The organism is Halobacillus sp. B23F22_5 (assembly GCF_043497085.1).
Lineage (GTDB): Bacteria > Bacillota > Bacilli > Bacillales > Halobacillaceae > Thalassobacillus.
On sequence record NZ_JBIEKI010000023.1, the window covers coordinates 1 to 20584 of the forward strand.

Genomic DNA, 20584 nt, shown 5'->3' on the forward strand with positions numbered 1-20584 from the left:
CTTCCTGAAACAGGCGGAGTGGAACCGCCTGTTTCACTGGGGAAATAAGCTCACAACGAAAAAACCACGAAGAAAAATCAATTTCTTCGTGGTTTTTTCATTTTAAAGAGGCTTTTGGGACAGCCCCATTTTTATCATTATTCCGTTATCAACTACCATTCCAGGATAAATCCTTTGATTCCCACATCTCCTCTATCTTCACTCTTTTGGCGTGCCGTAAAATAAGGATGCTCTTCATCTAAATTCAACTCCACAGAGTCAGGATCGAGATACAGCTTATACTCGAGATTATTGATTTTATGAAGAGTAAGATCTGGAATTGTCGATTGGTTATTATCTTCATCGATGACCATTATATCTATGTTGTTGTAACCTTTTTCTAATAGCTTTTCTTTTAGACTCATAATATTTCCTCCATACAAGCTCTATTTTCTTAGTATTCGTTTACCCGCAATGATCTTGCTAAAAACTCCTTTGTAAAAATTTTGTCATATTCTATTAATAGATCCGTTTGTTAAATTTTCTAACTTTGATGACGAATCCTGTATGGTTTTAACAGCTATTCTATTAAAGCCACCCTCTTGCTGCTTGGTTTATTGCCTCTAAGCTTCCATTTTCTTTTTTTTACAAAAAATTTGAATTTTAGGTGTTTAATTGAGAATTTTGATGGGTAAAATCCCCGTACAACGGAAGGTTCTTTCAGATTTATGTAAGCTGGCAGTCAATCAAAAAGCAGTCATAATCACCAACACGAGTTATGGAAAATTTTTCGACACAAGGAGTGTTTAGAATGGAAGATCTTTATCCTTCAAGAAAGAATAACCAGCCTGAAATTATAAAACGTAAAGATCCTGTCATCCACACGGATCGTTCAAAAGATGATCAAGCACCACTATCAAAGGATCAGCTTGATTTTTATGAGAAAAACGGCTTCTTACAAATTGAGAATTTCTTCTCGGAAGATGAAGTATCTGACATGCAAAAAGGGATATTCGAATTACAAGATGACAGTAAAGACGTTACTTCCGACAAAGTAATTCGCGAACCACAAAGTGATGAAATTAGATCCATATTCCATGTGCATAACGATGACGAATATTTCAAAAAAGTAGCTTATGACCAACGTTTACTCGACATAGTAAACCACTTGCTCGGAAGCGACGTCTACATCCATCAGTCCCGTATCAACTATAAACCAGGCTTCACCGGTAAAGAGTTTGATTGGCACTCTGACTTTGAAACTTGGCATGTTGAAGATGGAATGCCCAGGATGAGAGCAGTCAGTATGTCTATCGCATTATCTGACAACTATTCCTTTAACGGGCCTTTGATGCTTATACCAGGGTCCCAAAACTACTATGTCAGTTGTGTAGGTGAAACACCAGATGACAACTACAAAGAATCTTTGAAAAAGCAGAAGCTCGGTGTACCGGATCAGGAAAGTTTGAGATGGCTTGCTGAGCAGGGCGGCGGTATTTCCGTACCGACTGGAAAAGCAGGTTCTATCACTTTATTCGAAAGCAATACCATGCATGGTTCTAATGGCAATATTACACCATACAGCCGTAACAACCTGTTCATGGTTTATAATAGTGTGGAAAATCAATTAGTAAAGCCTTTCTCTGCAGGGAAAGAACGTCCTGAATTCATCGCTGTACGTGAAGGCGCACCAAAATTCAGCAATAGCTGATCGGCATAACAAAGAACTTTCCAAAAAATTTAAAGCCAGCTTGCATGCAAAAAGTGCTGCCCAATGAAGGGCAGCACTTTTTTGTTAAGCTTTGTTAAATCCCCGTGTTGATTTTACAGTTAAAGCTCCCTTTACTTGAAAACTCAGTTTCGAGACAGTTAAGCCGTTACCATAAGAGAAATGGGATGGTTCGTGAAACGATAAAGCCCTGCGGGATCTTGCCTAGCCCCTTCTCCCGCGGGAGTCTCGACGTTTCCCTGCCCATCCAGCCAGTGTTGTACTAAACGGACCCTTCAAAAAGAGAGAGAATGTAGCTGAAACCTTCATGTTGACGCATTTAAAAAGGATATAAGGGCGCCAAAGCCTTCTTTCTATCATGGTCGATTTCCATAAGTGTGATTTCGAGAATTTCCTATTATGCAAGGGGCGTAGGGAAACGGTGAGACTCCTCGAAAATGCTACGCATTTCCTTCGTGCGTGGGTTAGGTCAAGAAGAAAATTCAAAGTCCTGTGGGAATTGAGTGATAGATGAGGCCCCGCAAGGCGAAGCCTGAGGAGACTCAGCACACGCCCACGGAAAGCGAATCGTTTCCCGGAGTCCCTAATTCCAACAATATCTCGAAATCAAGTCTTCGACTTTTCGGTCCTATTGTTGAATAAGTTTCTCATAATAATCAAACAACCCCTTTTATAAAAGCGAGTCATTAATTGAAGTGAACTGGTTATTTTCTTGGCGTTTCATATCTCCCAAACCAGTCATAACGGTTCTTGGATATCCATTTATATAACGGAGAACCTAGGCGGCTTGCGAAAGGGAGATACATCAACGCGCCTGCATAAAATGTCAGCGGCAGTGAAACGAACAGCTTTCTGATTGTATAAAAACCCGACAGCAACTTACCATTTGAAGTCCTCATATAGATTTGATCATATATGTCTTTCCCATCTAAGTATCGAAAATCCTCGCTATTTTCAACTTCCTGCACGGAAAGCCATTCAAGTTTATGAAACCAATCAAGCCTGCGTAATACACGTTTTATGTTAAAGCAAAGCGGACATTGCGCATCATAAAAGACAGTATGTTTCATAAAAAACCTCCTGCTTTTTATATTACACATGCGCCATTAAGTTAAACGAAAGCCGATCACAGGGGAACAGATTACAATAGAAGGTATAAGTAAGAAGGGATCGGGGGGAACCACCCGGGGATCCCGCAGCCATACTACGGGATAGATTGGTAAGAAAGTTTAGAATTTGCTTATTCTTGCTGTTGCTGGTTCAAATGTTCTGCTGCTTCGTCGTAGGATTCTATTTTCAACCTATATTTATCTGGAAGGACATTCTCTTCATGGACACTTTTGATGAACGCTTGTGCCTCTTCATAAGTCGAAAATATGACCTCCTCTTGTTGCTGCGCAAATCCTACTCTTAATTGATTAGCATCTTCTGCTACTACAATGTATTTCATAGATACCCCTTTCTTTCTTTCAGATTAAAAATAAAAAAGCCGAAAAAGGTACGATCCCTTTTCCGGCTTATGTCTGGCTCTAATTGTCCAGCCCATTTCCACCTGGCTTCTTCGGTTTTAAAATAAAAATGATGTAACTTTTATCTTCATTAAAATCCCAATCCACAAATACATCGATGACTTGGGTATCGAGAATGTTTTCACAATAAGATTGGCTTAACAGGCCTTTTTCCAGCTTTCGTTTAGTAAGCTTTAACGTTTCACCAAAGCCTGAACGTATCAATTCTTTTTCAATCCGTACTAATATACCATCACGGACCACCATTAGTGTCCGCTCATTCAACATGAATGAATCTACTTTCGTAGGAGCTTTTTCTGCCTGTTCACTCACACGGATTATCTCTTCATGGATTTTTTCCTTGTCTGGATAATCAGCCAGATGAATCTCTTCGTCCTGATGTTCTTTTGCAATTACCGCTAAGAAAACACCGGAACGATTATTAAGGGACCAGTCATAAAAGAGATCATCAATCTCTAACCCGGTCATTATCCTTAAAGTAGCCCGCATATCCGGAAGCAGTTCTTCCATCAGCAAGTCCCTTGTTTCTTCGACTTTCATATCGTTTTTCTGGCTGACCAATACCCGTTCCATCGGTGCTAAAAATTCGCGCAAATAGATGGTGATATATGGCTCTTCAATCGACACATATACAGAGGAAGGCCCCTTGCCAAAATTATCTCGTAATAATTTTCCTGTATAACTGGCGATTTCTGCTTGCAGTGATTGTTTATCCATATCATTCATTCCTTTTTTAAGACAGGACGTTTTATTCCGGTCTCATTCTCTAGTATAAATCCTTCCTCCATTTAACGAAAGTCAAACATAATATTTTTCATTAAAGAATTCAATTTCTATGTGCAAATACCCAAAACGAGGGATATTTGACCCATTCAAAATACCTGACAGCTTTGATAGAATTAAATTGTAAGAATATTCTAAACATGTAAGTTGAAGGAGGATGAGAAATGGACGAGCTTAAACTGATTCCCTTTCAAGTAGAAGAAGTTCTCCCAATGTCATCAAATGTGCCAGAAGGTGTGGAAATGATTGAAGCACCTCTACTCTGGGAGCAGACCGATCAGGGAAAAGGAAATGTCGTTGCAGTCATTGACACCGGTTGCCAGCCGGATCATCCTGAATTGAAAGATAGAATTATTGGCGGCAGAAACTTTACCACTGATTATGATGGTGATGAGAATAATTTCTCGGATAACAACGGGCATGGCACTCATGTTGCCGGAACGATCGCCGCCACGGAAAATGGCACCGGAGTCGTTGGTGTCGCACCCCAGTCAGATCTTCTGATTTTGAAAGTATTGACAGGTAGCGGCAGAGGCCGTATGGATTGGATTATCGATGCAATTGAATACGCCACTAACTGGGAAGGACCGAACGGAGAGCGTGTTCGAGTCATGTCAATGTCGTTAGGTGGACCAAGCGACATTCCAGAACTGCATGAGGCGATTAAGCAGGCCGTCAATCAGGATATATCCGTCGTATGCGCTGCCGGAAACGCTGGTGATGGCCGGGAAGATACCGATGAGTTCGGATACCCTGGCGCTTATAACGAAGTCATTCAGGTCGGCGCAATCAACTTTGAAAGAAAATTAGCGGATTTCACCAATACAAATAATGAAATTGATTTAGTAGCTCCTGGAGTCAATATTCTCTCCACTTATTTAAATGGTGAATATGCTCGATTGAGCGGGACTTCCATGGCCACTCCCCACGTGTCCGGCGCTCTTGCCTTGTTGATTAATTTGTCAGAATCGCAGTTCAAACGTAAATTAACAGAAGCTGAACTCTATGCCCAACTGATTAAACGAACAATGCCCCTCGGTTATACAAAACAGGCCGAAGGTAACGGCTTAGTGAGGCTTGGATTAATTGATAAAATCAACGATATTTTAAGTGTTTACACGAATAACTGGGAAGAAAAAATCGCACGAAACGAAGCGAAAATCAAATCAATGCAGCCATAACAGTTATGTAAAAGAACAGCACACGATTTATTTGTGCTGTTCTTTATTTTGTCCCAGCTGGTGTTCGGCCAACCTGACCAGTTCTCTGACCATACTTCCACCAATAGCTCCGCCCATTCTCCCGGCATCTTTGGCTTTTATTTCTCCGTTATACCCCTCTGAGATCGGCACATTCTGTTCTTGTGCTATTTCATATTTGTCGTTCGTTCCATAGCGTTCATTTAATAACTTTTCTTTCAATTGATCAAGACCTTCACGCGCTTCCGGAACGAGGATTTTATTTTTTCTTCCCATGACGCTGCTCCACCCTTGTTAATTCTTTTCCTTCATGACTGACCAGCTTGCCTTCTTCATCTACCTGGTCAATCTGTCCATCAATAGTCCCTTCTGTCAATGTATCGGATGCCTGCTCGTGTGTAATTGCAAGTCCTTGTGAAAATTGATCACCTTTTTCATAATCAGATGGCTGATAAGTTCTATCTGCCTGAATGTCTCGTTTCGTTTGTTTCTTCATATCGAAAACCTCCTTCCTCCTTAGTTTCTACACATTAACTGCATTTATGTTTGGCGTATAAAACCATGTCTTAAGGTAGAAAATGTTGATAAGGATGAAGGGTAAAAATCGCCATTATCGATGCCGGCTTAGCAGGATTATCATACGTGATCACGTTAGAACAATATGGATATCGGGCAGATATTTTTGAGGAAAGAAAAAATTGTCAGTGGCCGCCCATTGCGGGAGAAGCGATGTCCCCCACCCTGCATGCTCCCATTGATGACCTGCCAGCAGATAACCTCGTACTAACGGCTGTTTAAATGTCGTCATTTGTCTGTTAGCATGGAGAAAGGGTCATAGGAATTGCTGATCAACATTCATGTTGTGTTTAAAGTTTATCCTCCGTTTTTCCGAATTGCCCTACCCACTCCGTTACCAACGGGTTCATGAAAGGAGGATTACCATGCAGCCAAGAATATTGTTGCTGTCCAAAGATGCATCAGACCTGGAACATCTACAACATGTCTTCTACGACGAAGGTATATACAGTCGATGTGAAGACATCGATATAGCGGATGTCAAATCCCTTTTAGAGGAAAATGATATCAATGTCATTTTGCTTGATGAGTCTTGTTTCTCTCTGCTAGCTGAATTGAACAGTATCGCCAAAGATACAAGTGTCATTATCTTATTACATCATCAAAACGAAGATACCATTAAGATATCGATGGATTATAATGTCGATAATTTCCTCATGAAACCCCGCTATTACAACCTCTTGCCTACGATATATAGCGCACTCGAAAATCGTTCCCAGACATATGAATAATGGAGTACTTAAAAAGCTGTATTTCTCCAATCTGATTGGTGAAATACAGCTTTTATTATCCATCTATTTTATATAAATGGATTCTCCATGGTGAATCCTCAGATTCAAACACTCGCTCAAAAACAAGGTCGTTCGCTTCATAATTCTCAATGGGAACAGCTGAAAGAATATAGTCTCCCCCCATACTTTCCAACTTGTCGGTATTGATATCGAGGTTCTCAATTTTTTTGTCACTGTCCCTTGTGAAATCATAATTCTTCCCTAGTTCATCCACATACAAATATAACCTGCTTCCCCATGTATCAAAATAATGCCTTAGCTTATCGTTCTTTTCCAATTCGGGTGCTATTACTTCCCTCCACTCATGTTTATAAGAAAGCGGTATTGTTGTATTATAGGTATCCAATGTCCACATACCGTTGTATTGGGCGATCGTCGGGTGCATGCCGATCGACACCACCCTGTAATCAGAAGGCTCTTCTCCGATATATTCTTTAATATCGTCAAACAGCGCTTCTGAGTAAAACCCCTTATATGTGAAAGAATCAAACTCTCTGTACTTAAATTCTTCGGCAAGCGGAAACAATATAGCGATCTGTCCAAGGATGAGCATAAGTACAATAAATTTACCCAGAAATACTCTTTTTTGGATAATCCCCATAGCAAGACCAAACACAAGATACCAGAGTATTGGATGCAGGAAGTGATAGCGGCTGAAATTGAAATTGTTCAACAAAGAAATCGTATCTTTTAGTACACGCCATCCTTCCCAGTACCAGTAGCCATACCAAATCGACAGGATTAAATTGGCTGCCAGCAGAGATAGGAGCAGCTTAGGTACCACGGCCCTTCTCCATACAGTAATGAGAATCGCAGCCATAGCCGCCGGGAGAATGAAGCGGTAATGAAATGTTTCATCATGTGTATGGGCAAAGAGAAAATTTTCAATTCCCAGCTGGAACGCCCCAACTGCATCCTTATCTCCCAAAGTGAATTCTTCTCGATGGGGTACAAATGCACTATCCAGAAACATCGAGTAAATAATCATATAATTTTTGATCAGAAAGATACTTGTCATCAATACAATCGAACTGAAAAATGGCCGATTGAACTTTTTAAAGCGAATCCAATCCACCAGCCAGATGACACCAATGACCGAGATAAAAAAGGAAAAAGCCAGGATGAAATTGGAATGGAACGGGATGAATCCAATCAGGATCCAGTATCTCTTTTTCGCTTGTCTGCCGAGCTCACGGATTTTCAAAAACGCAAGTAATGCAAGCGGCATTCCTGCCATGGAAAGGGCGCCGGATGGCCAATACGGAAGCAGCGCAAACGTCAAGGCGGCCCCCGCAATCGGTAACTGATAATTTCTCCATGTACCTGTCTGTTTTTCAAAAACATAAGCCAGTAGAAAATACATGCCAAATAAAGCGACCACTCGCATGATGGTCTGGTTGATGGTATAAGCGGTAAAGGGCTCGAACAAAGCATACAGCCATACCATCGCATCCAAGCCTGAAGGCAAAGCGCTCCGTGGAAGACCGTTGATGATACTCGACAGCATTTCATTCGGTGAGGCGAAAATCAGATTGTTTTCAACCACCAGCTTATACCAGACAATATTTGAATCCAGATTATCATGTACCCTGATATGCGTATCTTCACCTAAAATATAATAAGGCAGCAAATAAGCTGCCAGAATCAAACAGGCGACAAATAATAATTTATGCCTAGTAAAACGCTCGAATATGGTGTACCACATGACGGACATCCTCTTTTGCCATTTGATAATAAAGCGGTAAACGCAGCAATCGTTCACTATTTTTACTTGTATACGTATCCGGGCCGCTCATTTCTCCGAACTTCTCCCCTGCATGGGAAGAGTGGAGCGGGACATAGTGAGGGACGGCCATAATATCATTTTCTTTCAAGTATTGTATCAGCTGTTTACGTTCCTTTTCATCCTTGGTTTTGATATAAAACATGTGGGCATTATGTTCCCTGTCTTTCGGGATGAATGGCAGCTCGATCTCCTTTTGCCCTTCTAGCGGCTTCAGCCCTTCCCAGTAGAGCTGCCATGTTTCCAGACGGTTTTTATTGATTCTGTCAGCCGCTTCCAGCTGAGCTAATAAATAAGCAGCATTCAAATCACTCAAGAGGTATGAAGAACCAATATCCCGCCATGTATATTTGTCCACCCTGCCCTGGATGAACTGCGAGCGGTTCGTCCCTTTTTCCTGGATGATTTCCGCGCGGTCGATGAAACGGGAGTCATTGATAATCAACGCCCCGCCTTCTCCGCACGTATAGTTTTTTGTTTCATGGAAGCTGAATGTACCAAGATGGCCAATCGTACCTAATGCCTTTCCTTTATATGCACTTAGCAGACCTTGAGCAGCATCCTCGATCACATAAAGTTCATACTGATCAGCGAGAGACATGATGACATCCATATCGCATCCCACACCAGCATAGTGAACGACCACAAGCGCCTTCGTACGTTCCGAAATAGCTTCCTCGACAAGTGTAGCATCCATATTCATTGTAGACGGATCAACATCGACAAATTTGATATGGGCTCCACGTAAAGCGAACGCATTTGCCGTAGAAACGAATGTAAAAGAAGGCATGATCACTTCATCACCTTCCTGGATATCGACCAGTAACGCCGCCATTTCCAGGGCATGCGTACAAGAAGGTGTCAAAAGCACCTTCTCCGTTCCCAAATGAGACTCTAACCAGCTGGAACATTTTTTTCCGAATGGCCCGTTGCCGGAAAGTTTCTGATTATGGATTGCTTCCTGGATATATTCATTTTCTTTTCCTGTTACACATGGTTTATTGAATGGAATCATCTTAACACCTCAAATAGATTGACTCGTTACTATAATACCTAGCACAATCAAGGATAATCCGATCACTTTTTGAGGTGTGACCGGCTCTCCGAACAAAAAGACGGATAGCAGAAACACCAGCACAAATGAAAGGCTCATGAACGGATACGCGTAACTGATATTGAATTTTGTCATCGCCGCCATCCAGAAAATTGAAGCGACAAAGGCAGAAAGAAAACCCGACAGAATCAACGGGTCGAGCAAAAGCTGGAATAAGAATACGACTTTATCTTTCAGTTCCAGTGGCAGACTGCCGTATTTCTCAATCCGCCACTTCAATATCAATTGGCCATAGACAGTAAATAAAATGGTTGCAAAGATATAAAAATAACCCATCATCAGACCCCGTCAGGCATTTTTATATTCCATTTATGATAAACATCTACTGCTCGCTTCATTTTGAACCCGAGCGAATAGAACATCTGCATCGAAGGAAAGTTAATTGCTGATACGGAAGTCTCCAGTTCCTCATGGCCATAAGAAAACAACACTTCACACGCTTTACTTACCAATGGCTTGGCTAGTCCCTTCCCCCGCACCTTTTCATCCATCCCGATCAATAGAATCCGGTTGTTCTGATAGGCATAGTAGGCAACGATTTCTCCTTCATAAGTAAGGAACATTACCTGCCCCGCTTCATATAAATCTCGGAGCCAGTTGATGTATCGCTGTTCTGCCGTTTCTTCCTTTACATTAAAATCTCTATGATAGCGCCCTACTTTAAAGGCACCGGCAGAAATTGAAGCAATGATATCAAAGCTTCCTTCTCGGGTAATTCCAACCTGTTCATTAGAAAATGTCCGCAATTGCTCGGCTTTACATACCGGTGTGATTAATGTATCGGCATAATAAAATCCATGCTCCAGTATCGGCTTTTTATTGACCATGGGATCGACCTTTAAAGTAAAATGTCCCGGTGTCTCATCCGTTTCTTGCAATGCTTCCTCCTCAGGAGACAGGACTTCATAGGTATCCATCCCAAAATTCCGTCTATCCCAGGGAGCTTCCCGTAAATGTTTCATCATCCTATCACCTCATATCATTCTTCATCTTCTGTTGTTTCGCTGATAATGTATAGTGGTCTGCCTTTTGTTTCATTGAATACTTTACCGATATATAACCCTAACACCCCAAAATTGAAGAAAACCAATCCACCGATAAAATAGATCGACACCATGACACTCGTCCAGCCTGGAACATGATGCTCCAGCATAAGGCGCTTAAAAATCAAATACAGGCCATACAAAAAGGATACAAGTGAAATGGTAAACCCGAACTGGATCGACAATCGGAGTGGTTTATTCGATTGAGAAATGATGACATCGGTAGCCAGACTGATTAACTTTTTTAAATTATAGGAAGATTTACCATGCTCACGCTGATGGTGATTGACTGGTATTCTTGTGGATTTATAACCCATCCATTGGATAAATAGCGGGAAAAGCCGGTTTTGCTCCCTCATCTGACGGAAGCTTTCGATGACTTTCTTGCGGCTGATGCTAAAGTTAGCAATGGTATGGTCTGAAGACCGCTCCGTCAGATAATCGTAAACTTTGTAGAAAAGTTTAGAGGTCACCCGCTTAAGCGGATGATCCTGACGTTCTACTCTGGAACCAAAAACGACATCGTAGCCTTCGTAGGCTTTTTCATATAACTTCTTGATATCTTCAGGCTGATCCTGCAGATCACAATCCATTACAACCACCCAGTCACCTTGCGTGTAATCCAATCCCGCTGTAATAGCATGATGCTGTCCGAAGTTCCTGGATAGGTTGAGGCCTTTTACCCTTGGATCCTTTTGGTGAAGCTGTTGAATCGTCGGCCAGGCATCATCCGGACTGGCGTCGTTGACCAGGATAAGCTCGTAATTCATTGGAATAGAGCTCATTGTTTTATTCACTCGTACATATAACTCATTCAGACATTTTTCACATCCGTAGATTGGCACTACAACGGAAATCACTGGACTTGCTGCTCCCATTTATTGATATACCAGGAGACTGTTTCTGCCAGCCCTTGCTCCAGCTTGACCTCCGGCTTCCATCCCAGCGTCTCTCTGATTTTATTATCATCTACGGCATATCTGCGATCATGTCCTGGTCTATCATCAACAAAGGTAATCAAATCCTTGAAAGTAGTAAGCTTCAGCTGCTTTTTTCGATCAGGCTGGTTGTGGTCCAACAATTCACAAATGCGATTCGTCATATCTAAATTCGTCCGTTCACTTCTACCACCGATGTTATAACTTTCACCTGTATTACCATGATGGAAGACAGCATCAAGTGCCTGGCAATGATCGGTTACATACAGCCAGTCACGAATATTTTGTCCATCTCCATAAATAGGAATCGACTCACCCGCAAGCGCTTTTCGAATGATTGTCGGAATCAGTTTCTCGTCATGCTGTCTCGGTCCATAGTTATTGGAACTGCTTGATATCACGACGTTCATGTCATACGTGTTATGGTAGCTCTTAACCAGCATATTTGCGCTCGCTTTCGAAGCACTATATGGATTTCTTGGATCATACGGGGTTTCTTCTGTAAAAGCTCCATCTTCATCCAGCGACCCATATACTTCGTCGGTGGAAATATGGTGGAACCGTCGATCAGCAAGTACCCCTTTCTGTTCCCAATCCCGTTTTGCGGTTTGCAGCAAGTTGACAGTGCCAACAACATTGGTCGTAATGAAAGGCTTCGTATCAGCAATTGATTTATCTACATGCGATTCCGCAGCAAAATGGATGATCCCGTCAATGTCAAAATCAGCAAACACCTTCTCTACTACTGATTCATCTGCAATGTCACCTTCAATAAAATGATAGTTACGATAGCCTTCTGCCTCTCGCAAGTTCGCTAATGATCCAGCGTAGGTCAATTTATCAAGATTGACAATCTCGTAGTTGTCATGGGTTTTCAAAAAATAAGTGATGAAATTGGAGCCGATGAAACCAGCTCCCCCTGTAATCAATAATGTTTTTTTATCTCTAATCATGATCCACCGTTCCTATCATTGGATTTTGATCGACTACGTCTTCCCAGTATTGCTGGACGTGTCTCCGATTAGCAATATCCATCAAATATTTTCCGTAGTCATTCTTCTGCATCGCTTCCCCTTTTTCATAAAGTTCTTCACGTGAAATGTAGCCCATATAATATGCGATTTCTTCAATGCAGGCAACCTTGAATCCCTGCCGCTGCTCGATATTTTTAATGAACTGGGACGATTCGAATAAGGAGTCATGCGTACCTGCATCAAGCCAGGCGAATCCTCTTCCTAATAACTGTACATCCAGTTCTCCACTTTCGAGATACAGTTTATTGATATCAGTGATCTCAAGCTCTCCCCGATCAGAGAAATCCAGCTGCTTCGACATTTCAATCACGCGATTATCATAGATATATAATCCTGTGACAGCAAAATCAGACTTAGGATCTTCCGGTTTTTCTTCTAAAGAAATTACTTTTTTATTTTGATCGAATTCCACTACACCGAACCGCTGCGGGTTTCCTACCCGGTAACCGAAAACAGTTGCACCTTGATGGTTACGGATCGCTTTCCGCAGCATATCCGTCAGTCCTTGCCCATAAAAAATGTTATCACCGAGAATCAAAGTCACATCATCATCGCCGATAAAATCTTCCCCGACAATGAACGCTTCCGGAATACCATTGGGATCTTCCTGGACTTCATACGAGATGGAGATTCCTAACGATGAACCATCGCCCAATAACTTTTGAAAACGAGGCACATCTTCTACCGTACTGATGATCAGAATTTCTTTTATCCCGGCAAGCATCAGTATCGATAAAGGATAATAGATCATTGGCTTATCATAGACAGCAAGCAGATGCTTATTAATACTGTCCGTGCTTGGGGACAACCTGGTGCCACTGCCTCCTGCCAAAATAATTCCCTTCATAGAATCGCCCTCCCAAATATCAAAAAATAATAAACGTTATAATTACAGATTCCTTTCTAAGTTCCTTTTTTCCTAGCAGATTAATCTTACTTTTTCATTACAATTTTTTAACAGGGAACAGCATAGCAAAAAAGCCCCTTAGGAGCAGGGACTGGGAGCATTCATAGGTTAAAGAGGTTTAAATTAAGGTCTTTAGATAATTTTCTCAAGGCTTTACCACCGGCGATACTGTTCCCTTTTTTGTTGATAGCTGGTCCTACGATACCGATGCCCATTTTCCCGGTCACAACTCCTGTAATACCGCCTGACACACCGCTTTTAACTGGAAAACCTACATCTACCGCATAGGAACCAGATTCGTTATACATTCCAGAGGTCATCATGATAGCCAATGTGGTTCGGACATGGTTTGGATCGATTAGTCTTTCTCCATCTTTCATACCTTGTTTTGCCAGGAAGCAGCCTATTTCTGCAAGATCACGGGATGTCACTCTCAGAGAGTTGACACGGAAATATAAATCAAGCGCTGCCTCTAATTCTTGATACGGTAATATCCCCAAACTTTCCATAAAATAAGCCAGGGAGCGGTTTCGCGAGCCATTTTTCACTTCAGATTGGTAGACATTTTCATCCATCTCTATTCCATCATTATTCGTAATGGTACGGAGAAAGGTTAATACGCGTTTAAAACGCTCTTCAACGGTTGAGCCTTTAATCAGGCTAGCCACCGCAATCGCTCCTGAATTCAACATCGGATTATAGGGTTTGTGATTTTCGTAATTTTCAAGATTGGAGATGGAGTTGAAAAAATCATCGGTCGGCTCTTTATCTACCTTTTGAAACACGGTCTCCTCTCCAAAATCCTCAAGAGCCATTAGTAAGTTGATCACCTTGGAGATACTTTGCAAGGAAAAAACATAGCCATCGTCCCCAGCAGAATAAACATCTCCCTTGTCTGAAATTATGGTGATTGCTAAGTTGGTCAGGTCGGATTGGTCTTTCCCCGGCAGGTGATCGGCGACCACCCCTGAAGATGCAAATGGCCGGCATTCTTTGACGATCTCTTGTATGTAGTCATTTGATAATCTTGTCATGTCCCCACTCCTTACATCATAGGCTTACCTATTTATCTTTATCCTTCCAGGTATTATTTAAACTTTTGGTTGTGTTAAATTTCAGTGTTGATTTTACAGCTAAGTTCCCTATTGTTGAAGACTCAGTTTCGAGATAGTTGGGTCTGTTACCATGTGTGTAAGGAGATGGTCTTGGAAACGACTCACTTTCCTGCGGGGGACCTGGCAAGCTTCCTCGGGCTAAAGCCCTGTGGGATCTCGCCTAGTCCCTTCTCCCGCGGGAGTCTCGCCGTTTCCCTTCCCATCCAGCCAGTGTTGTATTAAACGGACCCTTCAAAAACAGAAAGAATGTACAACTAAAAATTTCATCCTAAAAGCATTTATTAAGGATATAAAGAGGCAGAAGTCTTCTTCAAAGATGTTTTGCCATAAGTGTGATTTCGAGAACTTTCTACGGCAAGGTCCGGAGGGGAACGGCGAGACTCCTGCGGGATGAAAATGACAGGTGAGACCCCGGAAGACGAAGTCTGAGGAGGCTCAGCGCATGCCCGCGGAAAGGGAGTCGTTCCCCACAGGACCTTTATTCAGATAAACATCTCGAAATCGAGTCTTCCATAATTCGGCCTGAATAAGTCTCTTTTTGAACAGAGACTAATTTTATCCATCATAAAAAGCATGAAACTGTTGGCAGCTTCATGCTTTTTACAGACTTAAACACCTGTATGCTGAGGATTTGGATATTCTATTTCAAAACCTGAATCTTTCAGCATTTGATGATCTTTCGTGCCTTCCTGACCGGCGGTGGTCAAATAGTCTCCGACGAAAATCGAGTTAGCTGCATACAAACCTAATGGCTGCAGGCTGCGCAAGTTGACTTCTCTGCCACCTGAGATCCGGATTTCTTTTGAAGGATTGATGAACCGGAATAATGCGAGCACTTTCAGACAATAAATCGGGTTAAGTTCATTGGTTCCTTCTAATGCAGTCCCATCAATTGCATGAAGGAAGTTCACAGGAATGGAATCAGCATCCAATTCCTTCAATGCTTTTGCCATATGTACGACATCAAGCCTCGTTTCCTTCATCCCAACAATCACTCCGGAACAAGGAGAAATTCCCGCCTGTTTAGCATGATTGACCGTATCGACACGGTCATCGTAGGAGTGGGTGGTTGTAATAGCATCGTGGTGGTTTTCTGACGTGTTGATGTTGTGGTTATAACGGTCCACTCCAGCTTCTTTTAGCTGCCGGGCTTGCTCTGGCTTCAATAAGCCAAGGCAAGCACAAATTTTCAAATCATATTTTTGCTTAATTTCTTCTACAGCCGACGTAACTTCATTCAGCTCCCGATTAGTAGGTCCGCGACCGCTTGCTACAATACAGTAGGTGCCGGAATGAAGCTGGTGAGCTTGTTCTGCTCCCTTCACAATCGTATCCTTGGCCATCATGCGATACTTCTGGATCGGTGCCTCAGAATCAATCGATTGGGCGCAGTAGCCGCAATTTTCAGGACAAAAGCCAGACTTCGTATTAATAATCATATTCAACTTCACTTTATTGCCATAATGATGCTTTCTGATTTGGTAGGCACTATGAAGCAGTTCCAGGATGTCATCATCAGAACTATTCAGAATGGAAAGTCCTTCTTCATCTGTAAGCTCATGTCCCGCTAAAACTTGCTCAGCCAGCAGGTTCCAATTCATATATTTTCCCCCTTTTCCATATTAAACAGCTTCTTTTTGTCTACGGAACTTGGTATTTGATAATGCCCCTTTTTCTAATCGGAACGCAAGGTAACCCGCAAGCACAGAAAGAACAATATCTTTCGGAAGTGGAACCATCATCCATCCCCATACCATTGGATAAGTTAGACCTTCTGGAGCTTCGAACCAGAAAAGGTATGCCGCATACATCCAGTTTGTTCCTACAATATAATTAATCACCATTCCCACAAGTGCTGCACTTACGTACATTGGAAAACTACGCTTCATTTCCACCATTTTTCCTGCCACATAGGCCAATAGAATAAAAGATACAATGAATCCGAATGTTGGGGAGAGCATGACCCCTGCCCCACCTTTGAATTGAGCAAATATCGGCGCTCCTGCTAATCCAAGAATCATATAGACGAACATTGAAAATGCACCAAGGCGGCTGCCAAGGACGATGCCGGCCAGGATTGCAAAGAATGTCTGCAAGGTAATAGGCACTCCTCCAACGACCATGAACGGGGCAATGGATGTGATATTTGCTCCGACAGCTGTCAAAGCAACAAATAAACTCCCCATGGTCAGATCAAGGGCTGTAAACTTTTTTCTTTTCATATGTTTCATCCTCCTGAGTATCATCTGTTAACGTTAACCATAATTAATGATTGGTTAACATATAACATAGATTACCACAGACATACGAAAAAATCATAGACTTTTTAAAAAATTTCATTAGAAAATTCGGCTTGTCCTCAAGTACTTATGGCAAAAGCGTTAGTATTTCTTATACTTAAACCTTTAACAAACTTAAGCTTTTTAAAGTATAAAAAAACCTGGATCTCCATTTGTGGAGAATCCAGGCATTATCATATTAGATAGCAAAAGTGTAGTTAACGGATTTGTCCGTTACCAGACATAATATATTTAACTGTGGTCAATGCTGGCAAGCCCATTGGACCTCGGGCATGCAACTTCTGTGTTGAAATTCCGATTTCTGCACCAAATCCTAATGCACCGCCATCGGTAAAACGAGTAGAAGCATTATGATAGATTGCAGCAGCATCTACCAGGCTCATAAATGTTTTCGCTGTATCCCCATTTTCAGTGACGATTGCTTCCGAATGCTTCGTACCATACGTTTCAATATGATCGATCGCTTCTTCTACATTACTGACTGTTTTAATAGCGATATCTTTACTTAAATATTCATTCGCCCAGTCAGATTCGCCTGCTTCTTGAGCGTCAGGCATAACTTTAAGAATTTCTTCATCACCATGGACGCTGATTACATTATCTTTCAGTGCTTTCGTCAAAGCCTCAAGGTTTTCATTCAACCAGTCTTTGTGAACGATCAGTGTCTCAGCTGCATTACATACGGCCGGACGGTCTGTTTTAGCATTTACCATAATGTTCAACGCTTTTTCAACTTCAGCTTCCTTATCAATATACACGTGGCAGTTTCCTACTCCTGTCTCAAGAACCGGCACCGTCGCATTGTTCACGACTGCACTGATCAGCGATCCGCCTCCGCGCGGAATCAGGACATCCACATGTTCTTTCATGGTGAACAACTGCTGGGTCGCTTCACGTTCTGTACTGTCGATGAATTGTACCGCTTCTTTCGGCACCTTGGTCTCTTCCAATCCGCGATGAAGTACTTCTACAATAGCGCGATTTGAATTGATTGCGGAAGATCCACCCTTAAGGACAATCGCGTTTCCTGATTTCAAAGCAAGTCCGGTAGAATCAACGGTCACGTTCGGGCGTGCTTCATAAATCATACCGATTACTCCGAGTGGTACCGTCACTTTTTCTACACCAAGACCGTTTTCAAGCGTCCAATCAGACAAAACGTGACCTGTCGGGTCTTCAAGTTCAGCAACTTCACGCAGACCATTGGCAAAATCAAAAATGCGTTCTTTTGTGAGAGCCAGGCGATCCATGAATGCATCTTCAAAACCTTTTTCACGTCCATTTTCCAAGTCTTGCTCATTCGCTTCTAAAATAGATTTATATTCCGCTTCAAGAATGGAAGCTAAATGGGTCAATGCTTCATTCTTTTCCTCTGTCGTAAGCATCGCTAGTTTTTTAGCAGCTTTTTTGGCTTCAATCGCTTGCGCTTCCACGTTCACTGTTGGTTTGATGGTTGTCATCATTTCCCTCCTTATTATTTTAAACACCGACTGGAACAGAAACTTCCAGATGACACACAAGATGTTTCTTTTCTACAGCAGCTTGCTTGTATTCGGCAATCTCTTCCTCTGTCATACTTACAATCTGGCTAATCTTTTTAGAAGAATAGTTGACGACCCCAAGACCGATATCTTCTCCATGTACATCTTTGATCCGTACAACCGCTCCTTCTCTGAAACGCCCTTTCACATGATGGATATTGCCCGGCAGCAATCCTTCTTTGCTCACGACAATTGAATCCTTTCCTTCCTCGTCAATGACGACCTCTCCTTCTGGTCCTGAGTTAAAGGCGATCCATTGCTTTTTGCTGTCGAGATTCAGCGTTTCTGGTTTCGATTCAAAATAAGTGCCACGGGCGTTTTGATAAACAGCATCATAGATAATGTTTGGCGCATTGGCTTTCCCTAAAAATGCGGCAATCCCAGAAGCCATCGTGATTTTGAAGGCATCAATCTTTGATTTCATACCGCCGGTACCGACCGCACTTCCCGGGTCGCCTGCCGCTGCCTCGATTTCCGGTGTAATTTCATGAACTTTATCCAGTAATTTAGCATCTTTATTTTTGCGAGGATCTGCATCATACAACCCATCGATATCAGAAAGAATAATCAGCTTATCTGCATCGACAAGAGCACTTACTTTAGCAGAAAGAGTATCATTATCACCGAATTTCAACCGGTCGATCGTGATGGTGTCATTCTCGTTTATAATCGGAATGATTCCTCTTTCCAGTAGAACATTGATGGTATTTCTGGCATTCTCGTAGCGATTTTCATCTGAAAAATCACTGCGTGTAATCAGGATTTGTGAAGCAACATACCCGTGGGATAAAAAGAGGTCTGAATAAGATTCGATTAGTAATCCTTGCCCGATGGATGCTGCTGCCTGCTTCTCCGGCAAAGTGCTTGGTCTTGAGAGACATCCAAGCTTGCGGTAGCCTGCAGCTACTGCTCCTGAGGATACGAGCAATACTTCATGTCCGTCATCTTTCAAACGAACTACTTCATCTACTATCTTTTCTAATTTTCTGCGGCTGATTTCTCCATGTAAGCTTGTTAGTGAACTACTTCCGATTTTGATGACTACGCGTTTTTTCTGTGTTTGTGTCAATCTATCACTCCTATCCTCTCGTTCAACTCTAATAATCATTAATTTTTAAATAATTATACACTCTGATGCATTTTTATGCTACCTTTATTTTATGACAAGTTCTTTTTCTTTTTCGCTGCTTACTTTACTCATTTCATTAGACTTGGCTGCAGCTCCTTTGACTGCCTGGGCGATGGCGTTTCCTCCGCCATGTTCGTTTAAGGCATCCAGCCCGGCAGCAGTCGTACCATTTGGTGAGGTTACTTTTTCACGTAGTTGAGCTGATGTGTCGTCCTGTTCCTGAAGCATCCTGGCTGCACCTAAAATCGTTTGTGCACCAATTTCCCTTGCCGTTTCACGATCAAGTCCGCCTTCCTGGCCTGCTTTTTCGATATGCTCCATTAAATAGTAGAAATATGCAGGTCCGCTTCCAGCGATTCCAGTGAAAATATCCATCTGTGCTTCGTCGATAACATATACATTTCCGATACATTTCAATAGCTTCTTAGCAGCCATGACATTATCGATCCCTGTATATTTTCCCGGTGAAATAGCTGTTGCTGATTCACCGACCATGCTAGAAGTATTCGGCATTGCACGGATGACCTGCTGTCCTTCGTTCATGTTATCTTCCATATGCGATGTAGAAATACCAGCTAATACAGAAAGAAGCACTTGGTCTGGGTTAATTTTATCTTTCAATGATTCCAGAACACTATCTATATCTTTCGGCTTCATCGCCAGAATGAAAATATCTACTTCGTCATAATTCAATTGATGGAGTGGAGTTGTACGCACTCCATATTTGGATTGTATATGATTCAACCGGTCTTGATTGCTCCGGTTAGTTACGATCACCTGGTTGACCGGAATCGTTTCGGCTTCTACTACTCCACTGATCATAGCCTCTGCCATCGAACCGGCTCCTAAAAAAGCTACTGTTTGTTTAAACAATGACATCTCTCCTTTTATTTGCAGTTCTCGTGTGTGTGAATTCAATGTTTTTCATAGTAACACGCTGTTTTTATTATTCAAGGGGTTTTTCGTAATTTATATGTATATACGCGAGATAGTCAGCGTAAACGCTTCCATTTCTATTTATCTCATTTCAGAGCGAACAGAAGTCGTCAAATAGCAGTTCAGGAGCTAATTTGCGAGTTGAGAAAAAGTCGCAA

At 42.0% G+C, this 20584-nt stretch carries 23 protein-coding genes; 4 read left to right on the plus strand and 19 right to left on the minus strand.

Features of this window, described 5'->3' with window-relative positions; all coding sequences use genetic code 11:
- Positions 1-152 precede the first annotated feature (152 nt).
- Complete coding sequence (locus tag ACGTN9_RS19400) at positions 153-404, minus strand: hypothetical protein (RefSeq protein ID WP_499596021.1); 252 nt, start codon at positions 402-404, stop codon at positions 153-155.
- A 386-nt stretch (positions 405-790) separates the two neighbouring features.
- Between ACGTN9_RS19400 and thpD the strand changes: the two genes are divergently transcribed.
- Positions 791-1690, plus strand: coding sequence for an ectoine hydroxylase (thpD, locus tag ACGTN9_RS19405; protein ID WP_499596022.1), 900 nt, complete (start codon positions 791-793; stop codon positions 1688-1690).
- A 722-nt stretch (positions 1691-2412) separates the two neighbouring features.
- Here thpD and ACGTN9_RS19410 read toward each other — a convergent pair.
- From ACGTN9_RS19410 to ACGTN9_RS19420, 3 genes are all read right to left on the minus strand, one after another.
- Entirely contained in the window at positions 2413-2778 is a 366-nt protein-coding gene (locus ACGTN9_RS19410; protein WP_499596023.1) for a thiol-disulfide oxidoreductase DCC family protein, read from the minus strand.
- Between the two features lie 170 nt (positions 2779-2948).
- Complete coding sequence (locus ACGTN9_RS19415) at positions 2949-3158, minus strand: hypothetical protein (protein ID WP_499596025.1); 210 nt, start codon at positions 3156-3158, stop codon at positions 2949-2951.
- Positions 3159-3237: 79 nt separating this feature from the next.
- Positions 3238-3954: a Na-translocating system protein MpsC family protein gene (locus ACGTN9_RS19420; RefSeq protein ID WP_499596027.1), complete on the minus strand. Its 717-nt coding sequence runs from the start codon at positions 3952-3954 to the stop codon at positions 3238-3240.
- A gap of 230 nt (positions 3955-4184) precedes the next feature.
- Between ACGTN9_RS19420 and ACGTN9_RS19425 the strand changes: the two genes are divergently transcribed.
- On the plus strand, positions 4185-5201 hold the full coding sequence (locus ACGTN9_RS19425; protein WP_499596028.1) for a S8 family peptidase: 1017 nt from the start codon (positions 4185-4187) through the stop codon (positions 5199-5201).
- A 27-nt stretch (positions 5202-5228) separates the two neighbouring features.
- Here ACGTN9_RS19425 and ACGTN9_RS19430 read toward each other — a convergent pair whose 3' ends face one another.
- On the minus strand, positions 5229-5495 hold the full coding sequence (locus ACGTN9_RS19430; RefSeq protein ID WP_499596029.1) for an alpha/beta-type small acid-soluble spore protein: 267 nt from the start codon (positions 5493-5495) through the stop codon (positions 5229-5231).
- Positions 5479-5715, minus strand: coding sequence for a YozQ family protein (locus ACGTN9_RS19435; protein WP_499596031.1), 237 nt, complete (start codon positions 5713-5715; stop codon positions 5479-5481). Before ACGTN9_RS19435 ends, ACGTN9_RS19430 begins: the two co-directional genes overlap by 17 nt.
- A gap of 146 nt (positions 5716-5861) precedes the next feature.
- Here ACGTN9_RS19435 and ACGTN9_RS19440 point away from each other — a divergent pair, with 146 nt between their 5' ends.
- Together ACGTN9_RS19440 and ACGTN9_RS19445 are read left to right on the plus strand one after the other, a co-directional pair.
- Entirely contained in the window at positions 5862-6017 is a 156-nt protein-coding gene (locus tag ACGTN9_RS19440) for a hypothetical protein (RefSeq protein ID WP_499596032.1), read from the plus strand.
- Between the two features lie 143 nt (positions 6018-6160).
- Positions 6161-6526 (plus strand): hypothetical protein, encoded by a 366-nt coding sequence (locus ACGTN9_RS19445; RefSeq protein ID WP_499596034.1) that lies wholly within the window; start codon positions 6161-6163, stop codon positions 6524-6526.
- Positions 6527-6581: 55 nt separating this feature from the next.
- Here ACGTN9_RS19445 and ACGTN9_RS19450 read toward each other — a convergent pair whose 3' ends face one another.
- The 13 genes from ACGTN9_RS19450 to proC all read right to left on the minus strand — a co-directional run bounded on the left by ACGTN9_RS19450 (position 6582) and on the right by proC (position 20369).
- The gene (locus tag ACGTN9_RS19450; RefSeq protein ID WP_499596035.1) at positions 6582-8291 is read right to left on the minus strand and encodes a DUF6044 family protein; all 1710 of its coding nucleotides are present in this window, start codon (positions 8289-8291) and stop codon (positions 6582-6584) included.
- Complete coding sequence (gene rffA, locus ACGTN9_RS19455) at positions 8260-9384, minus strand: dTDP-4-amino-4,6-dideoxygalactose transaminase (RefSeq protein WP_499596036.1); 1125 nt, start codon at positions 9382-9384, stop codon at positions 8260-8262. Before rffA ends, ACGTN9_RS19450 begins: the two co-directional genes overlap by 32 nt.
- A 9-nt stretch (positions 9385-9393) precedes the next feature.
- Positions 9394-9759 (minus strand): EamA family transporter, encoded by a 366-nt coding sequence (locus ACGTN9_RS19460; RefSeq protein WP_028784971.1) that lies wholly within the window; start codon positions 9757-9759, stop codon positions 9394-9396.
- A 2-nt stretch (positions 9760-9761) separates the two neighbouring features.
- The gene (locus ACGTN9_RS19465) at positions 9762-10448 is read right to left on the minus strand and encodes a GNAT family N-acetyltransferase (protein ID WP_499596037.1); all 687 of its coding nucleotides are present in this window, start codon (positions 10446-10448) and stop codon (positions 9762-9764) included.
- A gap of 14 nt (positions 10449-10462) precedes the next feature.
- The gene (locus ACGTN9_RS19470) at positions 10463-11404 is read right to left on the minus strand and encodes a glycosyltransferase family 2 protein (RefSeq protein ID WP_499596039.1); all 942 of its coding nucleotides are present in this window, start codon (positions 11402-11404) and stop codon (positions 10463-10465) included.
- Complete coding sequence (rfbB, locus tag ACGTN9_RS19475; RefSeq protein WP_499596041.1) at positions 11383-12417, minus strand: dTDP-glucose 4,6-dehydratase; 1035 nt, start codon at positions 12415-12417, stop codon at positions 11383-11385. The genes ACGTN9_RS19470 and rfbB overlap by 22 nt, the downstream gene beginning before the upstream one ends.
- A complete protein-coding gene (rfbA, locus tag ACGTN9_RS19480) occupies positions 12410-13345 on the minus strand; it encodes a glucose-1-phosphate thymidylyltransferase RfbA (RefSeq protein ID WP_499596043.1) in 936 nt (311 codons plus the stop codon). The genes rfbB and rfbA overlap by 8 nt, the downstream gene beginning before the upstream one ends.
- A gap of 161 nt (positions 13346-13506) precedes the next feature.
- On the minus strand, positions 13507-14439 hold the full coding sequence (gene glsA / locus ACGTN9_RS19485; RefSeq protein ID WP_499596045.1) for a glutaminase A: 933 nt from the start codon (positions 14437-14439) through the stop codon (positions 13507-13509).
- A gap of 689 nt (positions 14440-15128) precedes the next feature.
- Entirely contained in the window at positions 15129-16121 is a 993-nt protein-coding gene (gene bioB, locus ACGTN9_RS19490) for a biotin synthase BioB (protein ID WP_499596046.1), read from the minus strand.
- 21 nt (positions 16122-16142) lie between these two features.
- Positions 16143-16742 (minus strand): biotin transporter BioY, encoded by a 600-nt coding sequence (locus ACGTN9_RS19495; protein ID WP_499596048.1) that lies wholly within the window; start codon positions 16740-16742, stop codon positions 16143-16145.
- A gap of 275 nt (positions 16743-17017) precedes the next feature.
- Entirely contained in the window at positions 17018-18280 is a 1263-nt protein-coding gene (locus tag ACGTN9_RS19500) for a glutamate-5-semialdehyde dehydrogenase (RefSeq protein ID WP_499596050.1), read from the minus strand.
- A gap of 19 nt (positions 18281-18299) precedes the next feature.
- Positions 18300-19430 (minus strand): glutamate 5-kinase, encoded by a 1131-nt coding sequence (gene proB, locus ACGTN9_RS19505; RefSeq protein WP_499596051.1) that lies wholly within the window; start codon positions 19428-19430, stop codon positions 18300-18302.
- Positions 19431-19514: 84 nt separating this feature from the next.
- Positions 19515-20369, minus strand: coding sequence for a pyrroline-5-carboxylate reductase (gene proC, locus ACGTN9_RS19510; protein ID WP_499596052.1), 855 nt, complete (start codon positions 20367-20369; stop codon positions 19515-19517).
- Positions 20370-20584: the final 215 nt, after the last annotated feature.